We start from the raw sequence: 22602 nt of genomic DNA, 5'->3' as shown, positions 1-22602 counted from the left end.
TCTAACTACTCGGAAGGAAACATGATTTTTAAACACGATGTGATAATCGTCGGTTCCGGTCTTGCAGGTCTTCGTGCAGCTCTTGAAATCGGAGAACATGCCGATGTAGCGGTCATAACCAAAGTGTATCCAACAAGGTCGCATTCCGGAGCCGCACAGGGTGGAATAGTAGCCGTTCTCGGCAACGAGGAGCCTGATTCCTGGGAATGGCATATGTATGACACCGTGAAAGGCGGTGATTACCTGACGGATCAGGATGCAGCAGAAGTACTCGCTCTGGATTCTGTCAGGGCCATTTACGAGCTGGAGCACATAGGAGTGCCTTTCAGCCGTACTCCTGACGGCCGCATCGCGCAGCGTGCGTTCGGAGGTCACACCAGGAATTTCGGAGAAGGTCCAGTCAAAAGAGCATGTTATGCGGCAGATAGAACAGGCCGCGTTATCCTGGATACACTGTATTCGGAAGCTTTCAGGCGGCGTGTAAAGACGTATTCGGAATTCCATATAATTGAATTACTGATGGAAAAGGGAAGGGCAGTCGGCCTGACAGCCTATGAACTGGCCACCGGAGAATTGCACGTTTTTCATGCACAGGCCATTCTGCTTGCTACCGGCGGATACGGAAAGCTCTACAAGACGAGTTCCAACTGTTTCGCAAACACCGGCGACGGAGTGTATCTCGCATATGAAGCAGGCATTCCGTTGGAAGATATGGAATTCGTGCAATTCCATCCAACGGGAATCTATGGACTCGGGGTCCTCATCAGCGAGGCTGCAAGAGGCGAAGGCGGGGTGCTGCGAAATCGTTATGGCGCGCGATTCATGGAGGAGTATGCACCGACGATAAAAGACCTTGCAGCAAGAGATGTCGTTTCCAGAGCAATTGTCACGGAGATTCGGAACGATCGCGGAATTGACGGTCGAGATTTCGTGCATCTGGATTTAACTCATCTGGGCAAGGATCTTCTGCAGCAAAAACTCTCGGACATTTCATCGTTTGCCAAAATCTATGTGGGAGTGGACGTGGCGACTGAGCCTCTTCCCGTAGCTCCTACGTGCCATTACATGATGGGGGGAATTCCCACGGATCTGGACGGACGAGTTCTCGATGCAGAGAACAACCCTATTTCCGGCCTCTATGCAGCAGGTGAATGTGCGTGCATTTCCGTGCATGGAGCGAATCGGCTCGGATGTAACTCACTGCTGGATCTCGTGGTTTTTGGCAGGCGGGCAGGGCAGGCTATAAGCAAGGACGTTCGACAACTGGACCGGTCGACACTCATGAAAGATGCAACGGACAACAGTCGCGCGAAAATCGACAGTATACTGAACCGGGCAAACGGGGAAAAGGCCGTCAAAATTCGAGAATTGGTGCAGCAAGTTATGTCTCTCGAATGTTCGGTATTTCGTCATGAGCAGGGATTACGCCAAGCACTCGATGAATTGCAGCAGCTCAGGGAACGATACTCTCAGGTTTCCATCGATGATCGAGGGAAACTTTTCAATACGGATTTGACGGAAGCTGTGGAACTGGGATGTCTTCTGGGACTGGCCGAAGTCACGGTAGTTTCCGCTCTGACCAGAACCGAGAGCCGCGGTTCCCATTTTCGGGAAGACTACCCGGATCGGGATGACAAGAACTGGCTCAAACACACCTTAGTTCAGAAGAAAGACGGCCGACCGGAGATCTCGTTCAAGCCGGTGACGATTACCCGTTTTCAGCCTAAAGCCAGGGTCTATTAAAATTCGTTATGTTGCCGAGGATTCCCCAATGCAGATGAAATTCAAGATATTCAGGTTCGATCCCCAAAAGGATGCGGAACCGTATTTCCAAGATTACACGGTAGAAGCAGAGCCCTGGGAGCGGCTCCTTGATTGCTTGAATAGAATCAAATGGGAACAGGATGGAACGCTGTCGTACAGGATGTCCTGTGCTCACGGTGTATGCGGATCTGACGCCATGAAGATTAACGGCAGATGTGCTCTTGCCTGTCAAAAATTGGTGAAAGACTACGCTGAATCGGAAGTGTTGATCGAGCCATTACCCACGTTTCCGGTTTTGAAGGATCTCATAGTCGATCTGACAGTGTTCTTTGACAGAGTGGCATGGGTGCGGCCTTTCATCATCGCGGGTGACGTACCCGAGAAAGAGCGGCTACAGACTCCTGAAGATCGGAAGAAAGTTGATGAAGTTATCCGATGTATTTTGTGCGCGTGTTGTGTGGGGGCTTGTCCCGTGTCGAACGAGAACGAGCAGTATCTCGGTCCTGCCGCACTGGTCCAAGCGTTTCGTCGTATCTTCGATTCGAGGGATCTGGAATATGAGCAACGGTTAAAGCAGTTGGATTATCCCGATGGAGTTTGGGGATGCGTCAACTACTTCGAATGCACTCGGGTTTGTCCCAAGGAAATCCCGGTCACCAAATCCATCAATATAATCAAGGGAGAAATTCAGAAAACGAAATCATCATAGACAAGTAACCGTTCAGTCAAACGGGGTAGAGAGAATCTTTTCCTGCGATCACGATCTCTCTAACATTGTAAATCCCCTAACCTCCATAAGCGTTAGAATAAGCTCGCGGTTGATCAGCCTTTGTTGCATGACGCCGGCTCATGAAGACTTACGTAGGATGCTGGTGAGCGAAGCGAACCGCATCGTTCGTGGACGTTGATGCTCTCATGCGAGCAACCCGAAGCAACTTCTTCTATTCTGGGAGGGGCGTCAGGCGATTGCCACGTCGCTCCGCTCCTCGCAATGACAAGCGTAGAGTTCGTTGCTGAATGGTGGATTCCCATGCTGCTCGTGCAGGTTTTCCATCCCCATGCGGGCAGAGTGCCGCTCCCCACCAGGAAGGTTGAGCTTGGACATCCTTATTTTGACGCCTATGCCCTTAACCCCCCTTTATAAAGGGGGGAAGGGGGGATTTTTCCCACGAATAGCTGAATGGATACATATAGACAAAGGATTATTCTGTTGGCGCTGTTGTTGACTCTACGGTGGCGGATACCGCCTAGAACAAATAATTCCAACGAACAAATGCCTATTTCGGATCTCAGGCGATCGGAACCTTTCCGGTAAAAATTCTTGCAATCCCGCCGGTCAGAGGTCTTGAACCGGTTTCAGAAAAGCCTGCATCGGACATCAATTGTGCCCAGACTCCAGGTCTGGGAAATTCCGCCATTGAATCACTCAAGTAGCGGTACGCAGGAATCGAAGACATCAATCCGGTAATAATCGGCATCACCACTTTGGAATACAATCTGAACAGCGGCTTCATCAGCGGTCCGTCAGGCTCGATCAACTCCAGGATTACGAACAATCCACCCGGCCGAAGCACTCGATGTATCTCGGAAAGCGCTCTTTTGCGATCCGTTACGTTTCGTATGCAAAAGGCTGCTATGGCACCGTCAAATGAGGCGTCGGGAAATTGCAGGTTCAGCACATCTCCCCGCAGCATGGAAATGCTTTCCTGCAATCCTTTCCGAGCAACCTTTTCGATTCCTCTGCGCAGCATTCCTTCGGAAGGATCTATGCCGATCACCCGGCCCATCGCGTGGGAATGTGTTGCGATGGCCAGCGAAACGTCTCCGGTGCCACACCCCACATCCAGGTACACACGACCGGGTTGCGGATCGAGAGTCCTCACTGCGACTCTTCTCCAGTATCCGTCCAGTCCCAATGAGAGAATTTTATTGGTGCGGTCATAGAAACCGGCGATCTCGTTGAACATCGAGAGGCCTTCATCCGCGGAAATCAGAGAATCGTGACGTCTTTGAGGATCAGGTCCTGAATATTTCATGCATTAAAATCCTAGCAGAGCAATCAGACCGGACCACACGGTGAAACCGCTCAGTGCTGCAAGTCCTATGGTCGAAGCCCAGCAAATGATGTTCATGAGGGTACTGTTGGTGCTCTTGCGCATTACTGCCGGATCGTTGATGAGTAACAGCATGAACACGAGAACAACTGGCAAAACCAGTCCGTTTATAACCTGGGAAACAAACATGATGGAAATCAGCGGGAGACTTGGAATGAGGATGAAAAGGCCTGAAAAGAATATGATGAAACAATACAGACCATAGAACTGAGGTGCTTCGGAAAATTTCTTATCCAGGCTGGATTCCCAGCCGAAGGCTTCACACACCGTGTATGCAGTGGAAAGCGGCAGAATAGCAGCGGCAAACATGGAAGCATTGAATAAGCCGAAAGCGAACAACCATGTACAGTATTCCCCTGCCAGCGGCTTCAGCGCAAGAGCAGCTTGCTCCGCGGAATCCACCTTGATGCCCGCTTTATAGAGGGTCGAGGCACAGGCAAGGACAATAAAGAAAGCAACCACGCTTACGAGCACCGACCCAACGACTACGTCGATGCGAACTGCTTTCAGGTCCTTTGCACTGAGACCTTTATCTACTACCGATGCCTGCAAGTAAAACTGCATCCAGGGAGCGATGGTCGTACCCACGAGTCCGACGAGCATCACCAGGAAAGCGGTATCGGTTCTCAATGTTGGTGCGGCAGTGGAGTGAATGACTTCCGCCCAATCGGGTTGCACGAGAAAACCGGTAATTACATATGCAATATAAAATACACACGCGGTGAGAAAGATTTTTTCCACCGATCTATACGTGCCTTTTACCGGAAGCCACATGAGAAACAGAATGCTGAGCGGAATCGTGAGATAACGAGACATTCCGAAAATCTCCAGAGACGCTGCAATTCCTGCAAATTCAGCCAGAGTATTTCCGAGATTGGTGATGACAAGCAAAATCATGAGATAAAACGTAATCTTGACACCAAACCGCTCGCGAATGAGATCGGACAGGCCCTTACCCGATACAACGCCCATTCGCGCACCCATTTCCTGCACCACAATCAACACCAGGGTGATAGGGATAAATGACCAGAGAAGACTCAGGCCGAATTCGGCGCCTGCCAGAGAGTATGTCGTGATGCCACCCGCATCGTTATCCACATTGGACGTTATGATGCCGGGCCCCATAAGAATGAGAATTCCCCATAACGATACGAGTCGACTCCGGAGGAGACTTCCGAAAGACCGAGAAACCGCATTGTCTTGCATGGTTGACACAATGCGCTCCAGATCACTTTCCCAAATGCGGGGCTAGTATTTCCAAAAGGGTCTTGAATCTGATAACCCCTTTGATGTGGTTGTCATCGTCTACAACGGGAACAGCACGAAAACCGTACTTTGCGAACAGGTCTGCCAGGTCTTCGGCTTCGGCATCGATTTTCGCGGTAATGAGCCGCGTTGTCATAATCCTCTCGAGAGGAGTGAAAATTTCATAAGACAGCAGTTCTCTCAAATTGGTGACGCCCAATAATCTGGATTCCGCGTCAACCACGTACAAGTAATAGATGACATCTACCTCATCCGCGTGCAGACGTATATGCGCAAGAGCATCGACAATGGTCTTGTCCGGGGGCAATGCGAGAAATTGTGTGGTCATGAGACCGCCGGCCTCATCCTCCTCGTGGGAAAGAAGATCTTTGACCTGTTCCTCGTACGCATCGTCCATTTCCTCGAAAATGTCATCAGCAGTCTCCTGGGGCAGGTCGGCTATCAAGTCGGCAGCTTCATCAGGGGACATTTCCTCCAGAATGTCAGCGGCTTTCTCCGGCCCAAGGCCCCGGATAATGGATACCTGGACCTTGGGGTCCATTTCTTCCATCACATCAGCGACAACTTCTTCGTCAAGAGACTCGACGAACGCTGCACGTTCATGGACATCCATATCTTCGATAATGTCTGCCAGATCCGCGGGATGCAGGTCTGCAAGCTTGCTTTGAGGCACCTCAAGTCTGAGTCGATCCGGATCTGAGAGTGGCTGAACGTAATTCCACGCGATAAATTTTTCTTTCAGATTGTAATCAAAAAACCAGAGGAAGAAACGCAATACCGCGTCTTCAAATCCGAGTCGTCGCAAAAGACCGCGTAATCCTACATCCACTGCAAGAAGGAACAATCGGCCGTCGGATATGAAGAATTGAAGGTCGTTTACCCGTTCGACTTTTGCGCCGTGAACATCAACGATCTGTTTGTCGAGGAGAAAGTCTTTCAGATGAATATGAGATTCGGGCAATGGCTGTAACTGCGGAGACTCGGGAATCGCATCGCTCTTGAGAGTTATTCCGTATTCCTGGATGTTGGCGACGGATTCCCAGGGCACAGAGAAAAATTTCCGGTCCCAACCGTACCTGAAGACCAACATTTTCACTTCGGGCTGTGGAAGATCCGCATCAATAACCAGATCCTGAACTTTCCCCAGGATTTTGCCGTCCGCAGAAGTCACCCGCTGATTCAGCAGATTGCTCAAATAGGTGTGCTCCAGGCGTGGGGCTTCCAAAAAGGACCTCCGGTTACGACGAGAGTGAAAGGTTTTGGATCGAGAGGGCGATTACTCTGGGCAGGGCCTATGATTCTCAGAGCCGCTCCGCAGGGATCTAAGCCGTGAACGAAGTATAGGCCCATTTCGCCCATATGGAAAGGACAAGTTGGATCATCTTTCGTTCATTTGGCTGTAAAAGCTTGCAAATCTATGCAAATCGCCAAGAAGCACAAATTTCTATTGAGGCTTTTTGTTTTTGAGGCATAATTGGTGTTCATCCTACAGCGAAACCGGAGTTTGTCATGTCTATTAGAAAGCAATTGGAAGTAATGCTTGCAGACGCTCCCGGAGAACTGGCAAAGTTCACCGGGATACTCAAGGATGAGCATATCAACATAGAGGCCATGAGCATCCAAGATGCCAACGAGTACTTGCTGGCTCTCTATGAAGTACGCGGACAAACCGGGAGAAGAGTCGCTCCCAGAGATTATTATGAAGCAATCCTGAAAGAGTCTGCCAAATATTCCATGATCCGCCTGATAACCGATAATCCGGAAAAGGCTGTAGAAATGCTGAATAAAGAAGGGTATCAGGTAAAAATGCGCGATGTAATCGGCTTGGTGCTGGAAAACAAACCCGGAATCCTCTGCCGTATTTCCAAGGCCTTCGGGGATGCCGGCATAAACATTTCCTACACGTATGGATCAGGGTTTGCGGACAGCAAATCGGCATTGTTCATATTCAAGGTGTCAGACCTGCAAAAAGCGCTGGAACTTTTCCCGAACAATACGATTTGAAGCATTCTTAGGAAGGAACGGTTCGGATCATGAAGCTCCTGCTCAAGCAAACCGGTCCGCGCAAAGTAGAGGTAATCACCGATAACTGGAGTTTCATCGTTGACCTCAAGGAAGAATTTGGAGGAGAAAACTCGGGACCGAATCCGTCGGAACTCTTTGCCGCTGCGGTGGCTTCATGCGAGATGCTCACCGGGGTGGTCTGGGCGTCAAGACGCCATGACATCGAATTGAAGGGACTTGAGGCGGAAGTCCAATGGGAATACGAGGAAAGACCTGAAAGGATCTCCAAGATCGACGTAACGATCCGCAATGCTGCCGACCAGTTGGACGAAAACATCAGAGCTTTCACAGCCATCGCTCAAGGATGCGCGGTAACAAAAACCCTCAAAATACAGCCGGATACCACCTTGAAAGTGGAATGAACAACATCTTTGAACATTTTGTGGCTGAGAACCCGAATTCTCCGGTCATTCATTGTTATACAAAACGCGGCTTCGATCCGGTCACAAAAACTCGGAATCCCCGCGATTCGCAGACTCCTGATGAAGAACTGTTCGAGATCCGGATAATCGACAACGATCACAACACGTACCGTGAGGTCATGGACATCACCATGATCGCATTGGGAGTAACCGAGGAACAGGCATTCTCCATAGCCTGGGAAGTGGATCACCTTGGGTCCTGTGTCGTAGCTCATGCACACAAAGAAGATGCAGAAGAATTGGCCCGGATCATTCGGGTTATCGGCATAGAGGTTCAGGTCAACCCGATAGATCCTCGGAAACACTGATGCCAGGCCGTACCACCTGCCCGCTATGTCCGATAAGATATATTATGTTAACTCGTGTGTTGTGCTCGGAACGCATTGACATGAACGCATCCTCTCCTTATGATCCCCTGCCATGACGCAATCCCCGGATTCACAACAGCCATTGCTCAGCGTTGCCGTTATCGCAAAGAACGAAGCGGATCGTATCCGTGCGCTCCTCGACAGCGTCAAATTTGCCGATGAAGTACTCGTCGTGGATTCCGGCAGTACCGACGAAACTGTGGAATTGTGTCGGTCTTTGGGGGCTCGAGTCATTCACCAGGATTGGATGGGCTACGCTGCCCAGAAGCAGTTCGCTATGGATTCAGCCTCAGGTCAATGGGTATTATCGCTCGATGCAGATGAGGCCATTTCTCCTGAAAGTGCCAATGAGATTACGGCAGCAATCCGATCGTGTGGCCATGAGGTTCACGGATTCTCATTACCTCGTTTGAGTCGATATCTCAATCGCTGGATACGGCACGGAGGATGGTATCCGGACCGCAAGATTCGGCTTGTACAGAAAGGATTCGGAACATGGACCGGAGACGGACTTCACGAGAAACTGGAAGTTTCCGGTATTATCAATAAGTTACAGTGTCCCATTCTCCATTATGTGTACAGAGATATCAGCGATCAGATCGACACCATAAATCGGTTTTCCACTGTCCACGCGGATCACAGGAGACCTGCAGGACCGATCCATATTCTGTTCGGACTGTTCCACGCGGCAGGAAAGTTTCTCGAATGTGCCATCTGGAAACTCGGCATTCTCGATGGAATTCCCGGGTTTATTATCGCTGTCAACAGTTCGTTTTACGTGTTTCTCAAACATGCCAAAGCCTGGGAGAAAAGCTTGCCTGATACTAATGCACATTCAAAGGAGTAAGATTCGGGGAAACACTTCTTACAAGAAGGGTTTCCCCGAATCTTCCTTCTTTGATAGCGGATCGGTATAACAAGGATTCAAGGCATATCAAGAAATGATTTTTTCTTTCCTTTTCTATCCACGGCTCAGTCAGACATGAAAGCAGCGCTCGCAATCGAGAATTTCAGCCGGTACGGCGGCGGAGCGGAATCCTATGCGGTTCAGCTTGCGGAAACCCTGGTCCGCGCGGGATGGGAAGTTCACCTGTACGGCCATTCCTGGGACGGCGCACCGAAGACGGCAATATTTCACGAAATCAGGAGATTGCCCAAATGGGTGCCCCCGTCTGTGCGGATAATCGATTTCGCACTTCGCCATAAAAGCATGGTGTCTTCGGAGAATTTTGACGTAATTCTCGGGTTCGGAAACACCATCACCATGAATGTATACCAGAGCCACGGTGGAGTTCACGCTTTAACCACGAAAAGAAAGCTTCTGGCAATTGAAAGTCCTCTTGTACGGTTTCTGAAGCATGCGACTGCTCTTCTCAGTCCCAAGTATCATGCCCGAGCCTGGATCGAATCCGCGCCATTCAGATTGAATCCGCGGCCCACGATCGTTGCCATTTCCCACATGGTGCGAGACGACATTGCGTCCTATTTCCACATGGATCCTTCGGATATTCGGCTCGTGTACAATGGAATCGACCTCAATCGTTTCGGATCGGCGAATTTTCCGGGCAGATCGGAATTCAGAAGAAAATTGGGCTTTGGCGACGAGGAAATTCTTTTCCTTTTCATGGCATACGATTTCCGGAAAAAAGGAGTGCGCTATCTCATCGAATCCGCAGGATTGCTGCAGCGGAACATCGGTCCGGGAAAATTCGGACTCGTCATAGCAGGCAACCAGCCGACACCTGCGCTTACGCGTCTTGTTGAAAGACTCGGGCTGGTCGAAGCGGTGAGATTCCCCGGCCCCACCAAAGAGCCGGAAGCCTTTTACGACGCGTGCGACGTGTTTGTCTTACCCACGTTTTACGATGCATGCTCTCTCGTCGTGTTCGAGGCAATGGCTTCAGGACTACCTGCGATCACAACGGTTTGGAACGGTGCAGCCGGTATAATTACCGATGGGGTTGACGGTGCTGTCCTGCAAAAGGCCGGCGATGTGAAAGAATTGGCGGATGCTATGGAGTTTTTCTTAGATTCTGGGAATTTACGTGCTGCTTCGGCCGCGGCGAGGAATACTGCGGCAAATTATTCATTGGCCGAGAACCACCGAAAAATGCTGGAAATATTCCGCGAGGCAGCCACAAAGGATTGAAAGGATTTGTCCAGTATGCATTCAGTGATCGGGGGGAAGAAGGGGCTCAAGCCCCGGAGGGGCGGGAACAGTAGCCACGGGTGCAACCCGTGGAACAGCATGCCACAATCCTTGGCAGACGACCCTAGCGGGGTCGCCCAAGAACGCAACAATTCCATGAACATAATTGGGAAGACCCTTCCAGGGTCGGCAATAACGAGATCTTGATACATCGTTTCCGTGGGTTGACGAAACTGTCTCAAAACTCCATTTTGGGCTCGCGATTTGCCAAGAGATGTACTAGAAAGGAGAGGAATTCAACAACCACGAGGCTGTCATGGGCAAACAGATCCGGGCCGATTACGAACAGATCTTGATGTTTCCGCCGTCAGTGGAAGACTGGGTGGCTAAGGATCACCCGGCGCGCTTTATCCGAGATTTCGTGGATTCCTTGGATCTGTCCGAGTTGGGAATCGAGGTTCCCGACAGCGATACAGGACGTCCTCCGTATGCGCCAGATCTTCTGTTGAAGGTGTGGCTTTTCGGATACTTCAATCGGATCAGGAGTACCCGTAAGCTTGAGAAGGGTTGCCTTGAGAATATGGGGCTGATTTGGCTGACGGGGATGAATGCTCCGGATCATAATTCCTTATGGCGATTCTTCAAGGCGAACAAGAAATCATTGAGGCATCTGTTCAGACAGTCGATTCGTGTTGCTCTGAAGGCCGATCTGATCGGTCTAGCTCTTCATGCCGTGGACGGGACCAAGATCCAAGCCGTCTCATCCAACGACAAGGCTCGGGGTCGTGAGCACCTGGAGAGGTTTCTGGAAAGTGTTTCGGAGAGATTGGACCGCACGATTGCCGATGCGATGACTGAGATAGAGAGAGCCGAGCGGGAAGAGACCGGTGAGTATCGCCTTCCGCAGTCCATGCAAGACGGATTGAAACGGAAACAGCGGATACAAGAGGCTCTGAAGGAGTTGGATGAATCGGACAAGAAGTCAGTTCACCCTTCGGAACCGGAAGCTCGCTTTATGAAGAATCGCCGGACCAAAGACTTGTCGTACAACGCTCAGGCGGTTGCCGACCAAAAGAGCGGCCTTATCGTGGCCGCAGATGTGGTCACGGATGGGGCCGACAACGGGCAATTGGTCCCCATGCTCGACAAGGTGAAAGAGAATCTGGGCGCTGTGGCAGAGGAAAATGTGGCGGACGGGGGATATTTTTCCTCAGGGCAGATAGGTCTGGCCCATGAGCGAGAATACGGCATTCTTATCGGGAAATCGTCAGGGGAAATTGTTTCCGAGAGAGGTGCGGATGAGGATCTCTATCACCGATCCCGGTTCGTCTTTGATCAGGAGCGTGATTGCTTCATATGCCCTGAAGGGCGCTTGTTGCCTTTTCATCAGCGGAAAATTAACGGCAAGAACCACAATGAGGTTCGCAGGTATCACTGCAAGGATTTTCTAACGTGTCCCAATCGCTGGAAATGCTCCAAGAGCAAGAACGGACGCCTCATAGACCTCAGCGTTTACGAGGCGGCCCTAGAACGACACCGCAGCAAGAGGGAAAAACCAGAGAACAAAGAGCGCCTGAAGACTCGAAAGAAGATTATCGAGCCACCGTTTGCCTGGATCAAGAGCGCATTAAGCTTTCGGCGATGGACCGTGGCCGGAATCGACAACGTAAAGGCCCAGTGGGACCTTATTTGCACGACCATAAATCTCAGGAAGCTCTACCACCATTGGGTATCCGGCGAGGTGGCATTCACGTAAGCAGCCGGAGGGAGACCATGACCTTATAACGGACAGTACACTCGGATCGAACCTCGCCTGATCTTCACTTGACGGGACTGCTTTTTTCCCAGAAGCAGGTCCTCCCGTCCGGCTTGCGTGATTCGCCGCAGTGCGCAGGTTTTGAGACGCTTTCTGACACCCACGGCTATCATTGGGCTGCCCCTTCGGGGCATTCATCGCATTCCGCATGTAACTTTTGCCTATCGCTTTGATAAAATTCCACGAGGGCGCTTACGAGGCCGGGAATGGTGTATTCTTTCGCTTCCACGTGAACCGGCAGGCCCTTTTCCGTAAGTGTTGCCGAGGTTATCGGTCCTATGGAGGCGATCAGGGTACCGTTCAAGAGCGTGCTTAAATCTTCGCTTCCCATCATCTCAATGAAATGGCTCACTGTGGATGACGACGTGAAAGTTGCCGCGTGCACTTTCTTGTCTGCAAACATTGACTTGATGCGGGCAACATCAGTGTCTTCGGGCAAAACAGTCCTGTACACAGTAACCACGTCCACAAGGCCGCCCATATTTCTGAGACCGTCTGGTAGCGCTTCCCTCGCTTTTTCTGCCCTGGGAATCAAGAAACGCTTTCCTCGAACCTCTCCTTCGGGAAGCATGTCCAGGACACCTTCGGCGATGAACTCTTTTGCCAAGAGATCCACTCTCAGCCGATGCTTCCGTATGGATTCCGCTGTAACCGGCCCGATTGCCCCGATCCTTGGTCCTGCCAATGTGCGGATATCGTCCGAGATTTCGAAAAAACGCTGGAAGAATTTCTCCACACCATTAACGGAGGTAAAGACGATCCAATCATATGCGGAAATGTTCTTGATTGCAGAATCCAGCGGTTCGTAATCTGTTGGTGGAACGAACTTTATTGTGGGAAAAAGCACCGCTTCCCCACCGCATGTGGAAATTGCCTGCACCATTTTGCGTGATTGTTCGCTGCCGCGGGTAACGAGAATGCGTTTTCCGAAAAGCGGCTTCTTTTCGAACCAGCCCAAGGTATCATGCAAGGTCACAGAGGTACCTACGACAAGGACCGCGGGAGCTTGGATTCCTCGGCGCTCCGCTTCCCGGGGAATCTCTGACAGCGTCGAAATGAGCGAGACCTGTTCCGGCAAGGTTCCCCACCGAATAAGAGCTGCCGGAGTGGTCGGAGCCTTGCCGTAGCTGATGAGGGATTCGGAGATATTCGGCAGATTCTTGACTCCCATGAGAAAAACCAGGGTTCCCGGATTTCTGGCCAGCACATCCCAGTCTATTGCGGATTCCTCTTTTTCAGGGTTTTCATGTCCGGTTATGAACGTCACCATGGAGGCGTGATCCCGGTGAGTAACCGGAATGCCTGCATATGCGGGAGCTGCAACTGCTGAAGTCACTCCAGGGACAACTTCGAAAGGAATTCCCGCAGCGAAGAGTTCTTCCGCTTCTTCACCGCCCCTGCCAAATACATAAGGGTCTCCGCCTTTCAGGCGAACGACGGTCTTGCCTTCTCGGGACTTTTTTATCAGAAGTTCGTTAATATCCACCTGTTCGAGGGTGTGGTTTTTCCCTTTTTTCCCTACATAGAGCAGTTCCGCTTCCGGTTTGGCTTCAGCAATAATCGCAGCCCCAGCCAGATAGTCATACACGAGTACATCCGCAGATCGTATCTTTTCAAGTCCCTTCACCGTGATCAGGCCGGGATCGCCGGGGCCTGCGCCCACCAAATACACTGTTCCCGGGGTTCGTTTGTCTTTGTTCTCAATCATTTCTTCATCCTGCAGAGAAGCAGATACTCTTATTGTCAATGTTTCCATTCAGTTATGCGTGGGAAAAATCCCCCTTCCCCCTTTATAAAGGGGGGGAAGAAAGCACGTGCCAATCCCCCCTTAATAAAGGGGGGTTAGGGGGGATTTTGAAAGTCAGTGGTATCATGATCACAGGAGAAGATCTTCTCTACACCTCGTAACTGAATGGTTACTTGTCAATCCTGCTCTGCTGTTCTTTTGCTGTTAAACGATGTCCATGGCTGGTCCGGGCTCCCAATCATCCGAGAGGACAGTCTTGAGAATAGCGTCTGCACCTCTCTGAATGAGCGTGTCAGCGAGTTCAACCCCGATACTTCCATTTTCGACTTTTCCCGAAAAAGTTTCCTTCAGCAGCGGACTTCCATCAGGATGCACAACTGCCGCGTTAACGTGAACTGCTCCGTCTTTTTTCGTACAATGAGCAGCCATGGGGACCTGGCACCCGCCTCCCATCCGGAGAAGGAAAGCTCGTTCGATTCTCACGCACAGTTCCGTATCTGCGTGATTCAGAGAGCGAACGACAGATTCCACTTCCGGGTCATTCATGCGGGTTTCTATTGCCAGTGCTCCCTGCCCGATTGCGGGAATCATGAATCCCGTGTCGAGGAACGAAGTTATCCTCTGTTGGAATCCCAACCGCAGCACTCCGGCAGCAGCCAGAATTATTCCCGCGAGATGCTCGGTCTCTATTTTTCTCAATCGGGTATCCACATTTCCCCGGATAGAGATGATGTCCAAACCGGGAAATCTGTTTAACAGGAAGGCTTTCCTTCTGAGGCTTGAAGTTCCGATTCGAGAGCCCTGGGGTAGTTTCTCAAGATCTTGTCCGTTTGCGGAAATGAATACATCCCGCGGATCCTCGCGTTCCATGACTGCAGCAATGCGCAAACCGTCCGGTAGCTCGGTAGGAACATCCTTCATGGAATGCACGGCAAGATCGACAGATCTTTCGAGAAGAGCGTCTTCTATCTCTTTTGTGAATAATCCTTTTCCGCCGATTAGTGCCAGCGGAGCATCGAGGATTTTGTCTCCTCGGGTCTTGATGATCTTCAGTTCCACCTGGATTGCCGGATCGCGTTCCTCGATGACCGAGGCAACATAGCGGGCCTGCCACAGTGCGAGAGCACTACCCCTGGTACCTATCGTCAATTTCTTCTTCAATGGATGATTCTTCCGTACGGTGTTCTTCAAGCCGATTCGCGTCGAGCCCAAACATTCTCTGGGCGGTATCCAGGTAAAAAGATTCCCTGGTTCTGCCTCCCGCCTTCTTCAGGAACAGTATGGGATCGTGTGCAATCTTGTTGATGATGGATTTGGATATCAGCTCTACAATTTCTCTTTCGGCAGGGCTCAGTCGCGAGAGTTTTCCGTTCATTCGCGTGAGCTCGCCGGTTCGGATCGTCTCCAGTTTCTCGCGAAGAGCGATAATGGTGGGAGTACAGCCCAATGAACTCTTCCAGTTCATGAATTTGCCGACCTCTTCTTCCACGATTCTCTCACCTTTGAGAGCCTCTTGTTTTCGCTCTCCCAGGTTTTCACTGACCACTGCCTGTAAGTCATCGATATTGTAAAGGTACACTCCATCGATGTCGTTGACCTGCGGTTCTACGTCCCTGGGGATGGCGATATCTATGATAAAGATCGGACGGTACCGTCTCTTGCGCATGACGCGATTCATGCGGTCTTTCGTAATAAGCGGTTCGCAGCTTCCCGTGGAAGTGATCGCGACATCCGCATCGATCAGCCCGTCTTCCAGTTTCTCCATACGTAATGCAAGTCCTCGTAAATCTACGGCAAGGGAGCATGCATTTTCGAATGTACGATTCACTACGACAATGGGTCGCGTTACTTGCGCAATGAGATGCCGGGCGGCAAGTTCGGCCATTTCTCCTGCGCCTACAAGGAGAACCGCCTTATCCGCCAACTCTCCGAGAATTTTTCTGGCCAGTTCCACAGCCACATACGCAACGGATACTGCTGCAGACCCGATCTCCGTCTCCGTTCGAACTCGCTTGGCCGAGAAAAAAGAGCGGTGCATCAATCGATTGAGTATAGGTCCTGTAGCGTTGACCTTAGTTGCTTTTCTAAAGCTCTCTTTTACCTGGCCCAGAATCTGAGGCTCACCGATAACCATCGAATCCAGGCTGGAGGCTACGCGGAAGACGTGCCGAACAGCTTCGGCTTCGGTCTTGATATAAAGAAAATCTCTGATAGGCTCGGGATCGATGCCGTGAACCTGCCCTATTCCCTGGACAATCGCTTCTTTGCGGGCTTCCGCATCATCGGCAACGACGAACACCTCCGCCCTGTTGCAGGTGGAGAGAATCATGACCTCTTCCACACCGTCCAAACCGGAGAAAAAGCGCGTACTATGGCCCTCGGAGTCTCCGGGGAATGTCACTTTTTCCCGGATCTCAACCGGTGCGGTAGCGTGATTCAATCCTATGACGAGTATGCTCATAGCCCGCGGGTCCTGATTCTGAAAGCTTCCGGCCCGAAAGCATGGTGTCCGCCAATAAGGGCGCTCACCCCGACAAACGTGAACATGACCAGCGCAAAGCCTGCGATTGCCAGTAATGCGGCTTTCTTACCTCTCCAACCGAGTGCAATCCTCAGGTGCACCATGGCGGCGTACGCAAACCATGTAATCAAGCTCCAGGTCTCTTTCGGATCCCAGCTCCAATAAAAGCCCCAAACACTTCCAGCCCATAATGCTCCCGAAATTATTCCTAAAGTAAGGAGGAAAAAGCCGAGGGGCAATCCGTGCCGATTGATTGTGTCCAGGGTATTCAAAGAAGGAAGCAGTTTGTGCATCCTCCCTATCTTCTTGGTTTTTATCAAGCGTTCCTGAAAAATGTACATGAGGCCGCCGATGGCTACTATGGAAAAAATCCCATTTCCGGCAAGTGCCAATAAAACGTGAATCGGCAGCCACCAACTTTTCAGGATCGGCACAATGGGTTCGTTGATCTGGTAAGACAGTGTGGAGCCGAAAAGCATCAATACCAGAGCCAGAGGAACGCCTATTGACCCGAAAATGGGACTGTGGTCCCGGTAATACATAATCAGGAACAACAAGACGATGATCCAGGCAAAAAAGGAAAGTGCGTCAAAGGGAGTGGCCAAAGGGAAAAAACCGGAAAAAATTGCCCTGTGAAGAATCGAGAGTGAATGACATACAAATCCAGCCACCGCAAACCAAAGACCCACTCGTGCGCGGGTATCGGAACTGAGCAGAAGAAATAGCAAATAGCCCAGTGAGGCACCGAGATAGAGGACGATGGCAATTTTGAAAAAAATCAGGTCCATCACATCACCCTTCCCGTATCAATTTTCCGGGGAATTCTTCACTGCAGATTCAGGATTTACGTCAGTCGGCAATATGGATCGAAGAATTTGGATCACCCGATCGCGGTCGTTTTCTTTCAACGCGTCAAGAATTCCCGAATCCACGATTTCAGTAAAAAGAAGTTTGTTTTGGTCCGAAGACTTGCCTTCAGCAAGGATGAGTTTTCTGAGTTCCCCCATGACTCTGGTCATTTCCGCATATTCCGGCCCGAAACGCTGCTCCAGGTCTTCGCGGATTTTTCTCGCTAACGCGGGGGACGATCCTCCTGTGCTCACCGCAATCATCAGGTCTCCCTGAGTGATGACCGCGGGCACGATGAATGTGCACAGATCAGGCACATCAGCTATATTACACGGAATTTTTCTCGCAACACACGCCCTATAAACTCGAACGTTTACCTCGCGATTGTCTGTGGTGCCGAATACCAGGATAGCATCGGAATGGGCATCCATCAGCGATTCGTCAAATTCTGCACGGACCCATTCTATCGCTGCTTTATCTGCAAGGTTCCGTAGCTCAAGGTCCAGTTCAGGAGATATGATGACCACTGAAGCGCCGCTGTCCAAGAGACTTCCCACCTTACGACGGGCAACTCGCCCACCGCCAATCACCAGGACCTTTCGCTGTTCGAGATTCATCATTACGGGATAGGGCTTCACATATCTCCTCCTGAACAAAGTATACAATTGTACACGAGCACTCATTCGCGGTCAATTCTTCGTGTTGCCGAGAAACATTTCACGAAGGGCCAATCTTTGTTTCTCATCAGTACCCAGTTGCTATACACTTGCGAAGATTACTATGCACTGGCGCGAGGGTACATGCAAACGCCGAGTGGTCCCGAGATTCAAAAGAAAACCGAACGCAAAAATCTAAGGCAACGAGAATTCCGTGCCACAGCATTTCTGCTCGTTCTTGGCATGGCCTTATGGTTTCTTGAATGGGGGATCAACCATTTTCTTTTTCTTGAAAATCCTAATCTTGATCCGGGCTTGAACATCATTGCATCCCATAAGGCTCTCGTGCCGATTGTGTGGGTGATCTGTTTCTTGAGTTATGCAGTGTACATTACGAAAATATCCTCCGAAATCAGGAGAGCGGAAAGAGATCTGGCAGAGAGTGAAGAACGATACCGACTTCTCGCTCAGAATTCCCTTACAGGCATTTACATTCACATTGAGGGATTGCTGGTGTATGTGAACGAAAGGTTTTGCGAAATTACCGGCTATCTTCATGACGAGCTTGTCGGCACCAGCTTTTGGCAGCATGTCTATCAAGACGACAGAAACATGGTGAGGGAACGCGATATCGCCCGTGTGAACGGTCAACCGGTGGTATCTCAGTACGAATTCCGCTTCATTTGCAGGGACGGCACGATCACCTGGGTGGAAGTTCTCGCGACGGTGCTCGATTATCGAGGCACCCCTGCCAATATGGGTAATGTGTCAGATATAAGCGAGCGCAAGCGCGCCGATAAGGAACGGGAAGAACTTATCACCGACCTTATGCATACAAGAGAGGCTCTCCATTTTAAAGCCACTCACGATGCTCTCACAGGGTTGTTGAACCGTGCAGCGCTTTTCGATTCGCTAGAAAGAGAAATCGCACGGTGTAATCGGGAGGATAAGGCGTTGGCCATAATCATGGCCGATCTCGATCATTTCAAGAAGATCAATGATAATCACGGACATCTCGCAGGAGACGCGGTTCTCAAAGAGGTAGCAGACAGGATTTCCGACTCCGTAAGGCCTTATGACGTGGTTGGCAGGTACGGAGGCGAAGAGATCCTCATCGGACTTCCCGCTTGCGATGAGTCTGGCGCTTTCAGCTTTGCCGAAAGAATCCGATCGGCAATAGGCAGCAGAGAGATTTCCACCAACGATGGCAAAATCGCCGTAACCGTCAGCCTTGGAATTGCGGTTTTTCGAAGATCGGCATTCGCGAATATGGACGAGGTCATTCGTGTGGCAGATGCCGCCCTTTACGATGCAAAGAAAGCAGGAAGAAACTGTGTACGCAGTGCCCAAGCTATCTCTGAACAAGCCATCGGTTAGGCCGCCACTGCAATTTCAGTTTGTTTCTGATTCATCGATACGCGGAATCGATTTTTGAGGCAGAATAATCCGTACAACAGTTCCGATTCCAGGAGCGGACTCCACTTCTAATCGACCTCCATGTTCGCTCACAATTCGTTCGACGATCGCGAGCCCCATACCGGGACCGCGCCGTCTCGTAGAGTAAAAGGGATCGAATATGAAGCTCTTATCCTTTTCCTCTATTCCTGAGCCGGAGTCTTGCACTTGGATTGTGAACTCATCGTCATGAGCGTACGTTCCGATTTCCACGGTAGAATCTTTGGGCGAAAAGTGGATGGCGTTCTCCAGGAGATTTTCCACTGCCATTTGAACAAGGTCCGGATCGAGACATACCGTACGTTTCTGGTGAATGAGATCCCTGAACATTAACGTCACGTTTTCGGATTCCGCAGACGAAGAGAGTGCCGAGATAGCCGCAAGCACCGCTTCTGTCGGATTGGTCTCCCGAATGTTAACGGGAGGCAAATTGCAGTACAACTGAACGTGATCGACGATTTTTTCAAGGGTTCGGGCGTCTTCCAGAATATTCTTTGCATACTGGCGCGTTTCTTCGGGATTTCGCAAATCCCGGAGAATTCTTGCAGCAAAGCCGCCCATGGTCACCACGGGATTTCGAATTTCGTGAGCCACTCCCATAGCCAGTTTCTGCAGGCTTGATATCTTCTCTTTGGCAATTCGCTCCTTCTCTTCGGTAAGCTCCTTTTCTATTCGCCGTAATCGGAATACTTCCGTCACATCCTTGAATAATGCGATAAATCCTATAAAAAAGCTTTCGTGTTCCCCGTCTGCCAGAAAATAAGACGTGGTGGCGGCCAGTCGCCGAACGGAACCATCAGGATGATGATAATCGACCTCACTATAGGAGTTGATACACTTCTTCCAAATAGCGTCCAGAAAAACCTGGTTGAAATCGAAATTACTGGGATCGACAAAGAAAAGTTCCTTTAATCCCTTTGTCTTGAGATCGTCCAAGGAGTATCCGAGGATGTCTTTTGTGGCCCTATTTGCGTACAGGACTTGCCCGTGTTCGCCCAAAACGAGAAGCGAATCGCCCATACTTTCCAGAATGTTATGTATGAGAATGCTGTCCAGGCCATCGGTAGGAGGTGATGCCACACGGTCCGATTGTATTGTCATGGTCTCCGGATTCCTCCTCTACCATAAACGAGGCAATTGATCTCTAATATTAAGAATCGAAAAACTCGCGAGGATTCTTAAGGAAATTTTTGTAGAATCGATACGATCCTGTTTGCTCGTATGAAACCGCTTCGATCGATTGCATGTCGAAACTCAGTATCTGAGCACCCGGACAGCCCAAGATGATAGGAGAATGAGTTGCAATAACATATTGTTTATTCGCGTCTCCCGCACATGTCTTTATTATTCTCGCAAATTCCGCCTGGTTTTCGGGCGATAGAGCCGCTTCGGGTTCATCCAGGAGATAGAGTCCATCCAGTTGAAAACTGTACCCGCGGAAGAATGCGAGAAAGGATTCTCCATGAGACAAGGTGTGCAAAGACGAACCACCAAAATAAGTATCCCTGGCCGGATCATCCATGATGATGTCGTCCAGCGATGCTGCAAAATTAAAAAACGTCTCCGCTCTGAAGTGAAAGCCGTAAGGGTTTCTGCGAAGCATGTTCAAATTTATAAAGTTCGCTAATCCGGTTTCATAAGGATTCTTGTGCACTTTGTGCGTTTTAGTCCCACCCCAGGGAAGGAGTCCTCTTCTACGGGCAATTGCATCCAGGAGCGAAGATTTACCCGAGCCGTTCCGGCCCACGAAAAAGACGATATTGGATGAAAACTCGATGCGTTCGGTATTCAGAAAGGCCGCAACATTGAACGGGAACACATCGGTTGCCGGAAACCGATCGCGTTCTATGGTGATTGACTGCAGGTACATAGTGTTCTTCTTGCTAGAGTTTGAAAATGCCGGTATCCAACAAAGTGCCGAACATATCTTCAGCTTTTGCGAATCCTTTGAATTCTTTGGTGTATTCCTCTTCTGTCTTATAGCCCACTTCCACGAATTTATTAATATTAATGAAAAACGCATATTGTATGGTCGGCGATGACTCACCGGCCGAATCCCGGTTCTTGTCAATGTGCAGGTTGATGATATCGATTTGAGGCAGATCCGGCATCTTTGCTTCCTTGCCTTTAATGCTCAGTCGGTCATGAAGGTTTTTTGTCGCTATCCAATCCTTGGATAGGACCATCGCAACATCCAGGTCATACTCCAAGTCTCCCCCGCCCACGCAATTGTGCATAGTCGGTCGGGCATAGAGAGTGGTGGAAAATTCGTCATAGGACGGTGGCTTTTCGTCCAGCTTGCAACCCTCTTTGTCCATCGCCGAGATAGCGAAAACCGGGCATTCCAGCTCAAGGCTTAAGTCCGCAAGTTGGGCTGAGGCTTCATTCACCTGGCCGCGAATGTCCTCGTACTGCCTGCCCAGGGGAATTTTCTGCAAGTAGTCGAAAAAAATGGAAATGTGGTTGGTTCTGAATTCATGCATCACGTTGTACGCCTGAGCTTTTATACGTTCAATCGTGTCCTGCCGGCCCGCTTCAATGACAAAAAGATGATTGCTGTATGCCTGGGAGCGTTCGATCACTTTCTGAACCAGGGCATGTCTCTGCTGCTCTTCCGGGTTGACTTCCGTGAGCAGCTTGACCGGGTTGATATAACATTCGCGGCCCAAAAGGCGTGCTGCCAGGGTCTTACGCGTCTGTTCCCAGGTGTAGAAAAGAACAGGAAACCTGTTTTTTTCGGCCAGTCTCGATGCAAGATCCAGAGCGAAGGTTGTCTTTCCCCTTCTGGGAGGACCGGCTATGCCGTAGTAAAAGCCTTTCCGAATACCCGATAACAAGTGCTCCAGCCGCTCATGAGGATATATGGAAAACCCCAGAAGCTTTTTCTCGACCCTCGGACGGTTGGTGGTCTCGTTGATCTCTCTGATTGTCTCTTTCAGAGGAGTGATACGCTTCTTTACCTTCTGCTTTTGCAGCTCGATGAGTGTCTGGATAATTCTGGAGCTGAAGTCGAGGAAATCCTGGTCCTGGTATTGTCCTTTTCCCAGGGCGTAGTTTGCCATAACCTGGGACAATTTCAGCGTTTTCTCGCGAAGTCCCCGGTCTTTGAGAATCTCCACGTACGCCATCATCTGATCGGCTTCGGGGACGACATCGGTTTTCAACACCGAAATTGCCTGAATCAGTTCCGGAGTCAACCAGTTCCTGTTCTTGAGGTTGGATTCAATGGTGATCCAATCCACCACCTGGCCCGGAAGCTGACTCATCTCGTATGCAGTTTTGAAAATTATTTTGTAATTAGGGTCCGCAAAGATATCCGGGCTAAAGCCGTCGGACATCACTCTGCTGAGTAGGTACCGATCGCTGAGAAGGGCTACCAGAACTTTTGCTTCGAGCTCTTTCGACATTGTT

The 22602-nt window shown here is 50.3% G+C and carries 20 protein-coding genes; 9 read left to right on the top strand and 11 right to left on the bottom strand.

Translation table 11 applies throughout. The features are described 5' to 3' along the window. The first annotated feature begins 21 nt into the window (after window positions 1-21). Together sdhA and DESTI_RS12995 are read left to right on the top strand one after the other, a co-directional pair. Entirely contained in the window at window positions 22-1743 is a 1722-nt protein-coding gene (gene sdhA / locus DESTI_RS13000) for a succinate dehydrogenase flavoprotein subunit (RefSeq protein WP_014810433.1), read from the top strand. Window positions 1744-1771: 28 nt separating this feature from the next. Continuing rightward, complete coding sequence (locus DESTI_RS12995) at window positions 1772-2473, top strand: succinate dehydrogenase/fumarate reductase iron-sulfur subunit (RefSeq protein WP_014810432.1); 702 nt, start codon at window positions 1772-1774, stop codon at window positions 2471-2473. 580 nt (window positions 2474-3053) lie between these two features. On the opposite strand, the gene ubiE is transcribed toward DESTI_RS12995, so the two are convergent. The 3 genes from ubiE to DESTI_RS12980 are packed head-to-tail and all read right to left on the bottom strand — an operon-like array spanning window position 3054 to window position 6369. Beyond that, window positions 3054-3800 (bottom strand): bifunctional demethylmenaquinone methyltransferase/2-methoxy-6-polyprenyl-1,4-benzoquinol methylase UbiE, encoded by a 747-nt coding sequence (ubiE, locus tag DESTI_RS12990; protein ID WP_014810430.1) that lies wholly within the window; start codon window positions 3798-3800, stop codon window positions 3054-3056. A gap of 3 nt (window positions 3801-3803) precedes the next feature. Further along, window positions 3804-5084 carry an Nramp family divalent metal transporter gene (locus tag DESTI_RS12985; protein ID WP_041286191.1) on the bottom strand — a complete coding sequence of 427 codons (1281 nt, stop codon included), beginning with the start codon at window positions 5082-5084 and terminating at the stop codon, window positions 3804-3806. Between the two features lie 22 nt (window positions 5085-5106). Next, window positions 5107-6369 (bottom strand): magnesium transporter MgtE N-terminal domain-containing protein, encoded by a 1263-nt coding sequence (locus DESTI_RS12980; protein ID WP_014810428.1) that lies wholly within the window; start codon window positions 6367-6369, stop codon window positions 5107-5109. Between the two features lie 284 nt (window positions 6370-6653). Between DESTI_RS12980 and DESTI_RS12975 the strand changes: the two genes are divergently transcribed. The 6 genes from DESTI_RS12975 to DESTI_RS12950 all read left to right on the top strand — a co-directional run bounded on the left by DESTI_RS12975 (window position 6654) and on the right by DESTI_RS12950 (window position 11903). Then, window positions 6654-7148 carry an ACT domain-containing protein gene (locus DESTI_RS12975; RefSeq protein ID WP_014810427.1) on the top strand — a complete coding sequence of 165 codons (495 nt, stop codon included), beginning with the start codon at window positions 6654-6656 and terminating at the stop codon, window positions 7146-7148. Window positions 7149-7177: 29 nt separating this feature from the next. Continuing rightward, window positions 7178-7570, top strand: a complete 393-nt coding sequence (locus DESTI_RS12970; protein ID WP_014810426.1) for an OsmC family protein — start codon at window positions 7178-7180, stop codon at window positions 7568-7570. Then, window positions 7567-7938, top strand: coding sequence for an ATP-dependent Clp protease adaptor ClpS (locus DESTI_RS12965; protein WP_014810425.1), 372 nt, complete (start codon window positions 7567-7569; stop codon window positions 7936-7938). Before DESTI_RS12970 ends, DESTI_RS12965 begins: the two co-directional genes overlap by 4 nt. 112 nt (window positions 7939-8050) lie before the next feature. Further along, on the top strand, window positions 8051-8845 hold the full coding sequence (locus tag DESTI_RS12960; protein ID WP_014810424.1) for a glycosyltransferase family 2 protein: 795 nt from the start codon (window positions 8051-8053) through the stop codon (window positions 8843-8845). A 135-nt stretch (window positions 8846-8980) separates the two neighbouring features. After that, window positions 8981-10147, top strand: a complete 1167-nt coding sequence (locus tag DESTI_RS12955) for a glycosyltransferase family 4 protein (protein ID WP_014810423.1) — start codon at window positions 8981-8983, stop codon at window positions 10145-10147. 316 nt (window positions 10148-10463) lie between these two features. Then, window positions 10464-11903 carry an IS1182 family transposase gene (locus DESTI_RS12950; protein ID WP_014808019.1) on the top strand — a complete coding sequence of 480 codons (1440 nt, stop codon included), beginning with the start codon at window positions 10464-10466 and terminating at the stop codon, window positions 11901-11903. A 169-nt stretch (window positions 11904-12072) separates the two neighbouring features. Here the strand turns inward: DESTI_RS12950 and cobA are convergent, their stop codons facing one another. The 5 genes from cobA to DESTI_RS12925 form a co-directional block, all read right to left on the bottom strand. Beyond that, complete coding sequence (gene cobA, locus DESTI_RS12945; protein ID WP_014810420.1) at window positions 12073-13671, bottom strand: uroporphyrinogen-III C-methyltransferase; 1599 nt, start codon at window positions 13669-13671, stop codon at window positions 12073-12075. A 243-nt stretch (window positions 13672-13914) separates the two neighbouring features. Then, window positions 13915-14871: a hydroxymethylbilane synthase gene (gene hemC / locus DESTI_RS12940; protein WP_014810419.1), complete on the bottom strand. Its 957-nt coding sequence runs from the start codon at window positions 14869-14871 to the stop codon at window positions 13915-13917. Beyond that, window positions 14837-16171, bottom strand: coding sequence for a glutamyl-tRNA reductase (gene hemA / locus DESTI_RS12935; RefSeq protein ID WP_014810418.1), 1335 nt, complete (start codon window positions 16169-16171; stop codon window positions 14837-14839). Before hemA ends, hemC begins: the two co-directional genes overlap by 35 nt. After that, window positions 16168-17019 carry a c-type cytochrome biogenesis protein CcsB gene (gene ccsB, locus DESTI_RS12930; RefSeq protein ID WP_014810417.1) on the bottom strand — a complete coding sequence of 284 codons (852 nt, stop codon included), beginning with the start codon at window positions 17017-17019 and terminating at the stop codon, window positions 16168-16170. The genes hemA and ccsB overlap by 4 nt, the downstream gene beginning before the upstream one ends. Window positions 17020-17037: 18 nt before the next feature. Then, the gene (locus DESTI_RS12925; protein ID WP_014810416.1) at window positions 17038-17718 is read right to left on the bottom strand and encodes a precorrin-2 dehydrogenase/sirohydrochlorin ferrochelatase family protein; all 681 of its coding nucleotides are present in this window, start codon (window positions 17716-17718) and stop codon (window positions 17038-17040) included. A 162-nt stretch (window positions 17719-17880) separates the two neighbouring features. Here DESTI_RS12925 and DESTI_RS28860 point away from each other — a divergent pair, with 162 nt between their 5' ends. After that, window positions 17881-19113: a sensor domain-containing diguanylate cyclase gene (locus DESTI_RS28860; RefSeq protein ID WP_052316047.1), complete on the top strand. Its 1233-nt coding sequence runs from the start codon at window positions 17881-17883 to the stop codon at window positions 19111-19113. A gap of 15 nt (window positions 19114-19128) precedes the next feature. Here the strand turns inward: DESTI_RS28860 and DESTI_RS12915 are convergent, their stop codons facing one another. From DESTI_RS12915 to DESTI_RS12905, 3 genes are read right to left on the bottom strand one after another with little or no spacing between them, the layout of a single operon-like run. Next, a complete protein-coding gene (locus DESTI_RS12915; RefSeq protein WP_014810414.1) occupies window positions 19129-20292 on the bottom strand; it encodes a two-component system sensor histidine kinase NtrB in 1164 nt (387 codons plus the stop codon). Window positions 20293-20341: 49 nt separating this feature from the next. Beyond that, on the bottom strand, window positions 20342-21061 hold the full coding sequence (locus tag DESTI_RS12910) for an AAA family ATPase (protein ID WP_014810413.1): 720 nt from the start codon (window positions 21059-21061) through the stop codon (window positions 20342-20344). Between the two features lie 13 nt (window positions 21062-21074). After that, on the bottom strand, window positions 21075-22598 hold the full coding sequence (locus DESTI_RS12905; RefSeq protein ID WP_014810412.1) for a DnaB-like helicase C-terminal domain-containing protein: 1524 nt from the start codon (window positions 22596-22598) through the stop codon (window positions 21075-21077). Between the last annotated feature and the right edge of the window lie 4 nt (window positions 22599-22602).

Origin of the sequence: Desulfomonile tiedjei DSM 6799 (assembly GCF_000266945.1) — a bacterium.
GTDB lineage: Bacteria > Desulfobacterota > Desulfomonilia > Desulfomonilales > Desulfomonilaceae > Desulfomonile > Desulfomonile tiedjei.
The sequence above is the reverse complement of the archived record's forward strand: the minus strand, read 5'-3'. Positions and strand labels throughout refer to the sequence as shown.

Bases quoted from the DNA above. Each gene is read 5' to 3' on its own strand.
- sdhA (WP_014810433.1), top strand. From the start codon at position 22: ATGATTTTTAAACACGATGTGATAATCGTCGGTTCCGGTCTTGCAGGT.
- DESTI_RS12995 (WP_014810432.1), top strand. From the start codon at position 1,772: ATGCAGATGAAATTCAAGATATTCAGGTTCGATCCCCAAAAGGATGCG.
- ubiE (WP_014810430.1), bottom strand. From the start codon at position 3,800: ATGAAATATTCAGGACCTGATCCTCAAAGACGTCACGATTCTCTGATT.
- DESTI_RS12985 (WP_041286191.1), bottom strand. From the start codon at position 5,084: ATGCAAGACAATGCGGTTTCTCGGTCTTTCGGAAGTCTCCTCCGGAGT.
- DESTI_RS12975 (WP_014810427.1), top strand. From the start codon at position 6,654: ATGTCTATTAGAAAGCAATTGGAAGTAATGCTTGCAGACGCTCCCGGA.
- DESTI_RS12970 (WP_014810426.1), top strand. From the start codon at position 7,178: ATGAAGCTCCTGCTCAAGCAAACCGGTCCGCGCAAAGTAGAGGTAATC.
- DESTI_RS12965 (WP_014810425.1), top strand. From the start codon at position 7,567: ATGAACAACATCTTTGAACATTTTGTGGCTGAGAACCCGAATTCTCCG.
- DESTI_RS12960 (WP_014810424.1), top strand. From the start codon at position 8,051: ATGACGCAATCCCCGGATTCACAACAGCCATTGCTCAGCGTTGCCGTT.
- DESTI_RS12955 (WP_014810423.1), top strand. From the start codon at position 8,981: ATGAAAGCAGCGCTCGCAATCGAGAATTTCAGCCGGTACGGCGGCGGA.
- DESTI_RS12950 (WP_014808019.1), top strand. From the start codon at position 10,464: ATGGGCAAACAGATCCGGGCCGATTACGAACAGATCTTGATGTTTCCG.
- cobA (WP_014810420.1), bottom strand. From the start codon at position 13,671: ATGATTGAGAACAAAGACAAACGAACCCCGGGAACAGTGTATTTGGTG.
- hemA (WP_014810418.1), bottom strand. From the start codon at position 16,171: ATGAGCATACTCGTCATAGGATTGAATCACGCTACCGCACCGGTTGAG.
- ccsB (WP_014810417.1), bottom strand. From the start codon at position 17,019: ATGGACCTGATTTTTTTCAAAATTGCCATCGTCCTCTATCTCGGTGCC.
- DESTI_RS28860 (WP_052316047.1), top strand. From the start codon at position 17,881: ATGCAAACGCCGAGTGGTCCCGAGATTCAAAAGAAAACCGAACGCAAA.
- DESTI_RS12915 (WP_014810414.1), bottom strand. From the start codon at position 20,292: ATGACAATACAATCGGACCGTGTGGCATCACCTCCTACCGATGGCCTG.
- DESTI_RS12910 (WP_014810413.1), bottom strand. From the start codon at position 21,061: ATGTACCTGCAGTCAATCACCATAGAACGCGATCGGTTTCCGGCAACC.
- DESTI_RS12905 (WP_014810412.1), bottom strand. From the start codon at position 22,598: ATGTCGAAAGAGCTCGAAGCAAAAGTTCTGGTAGCCCTTCTCAGCGAT.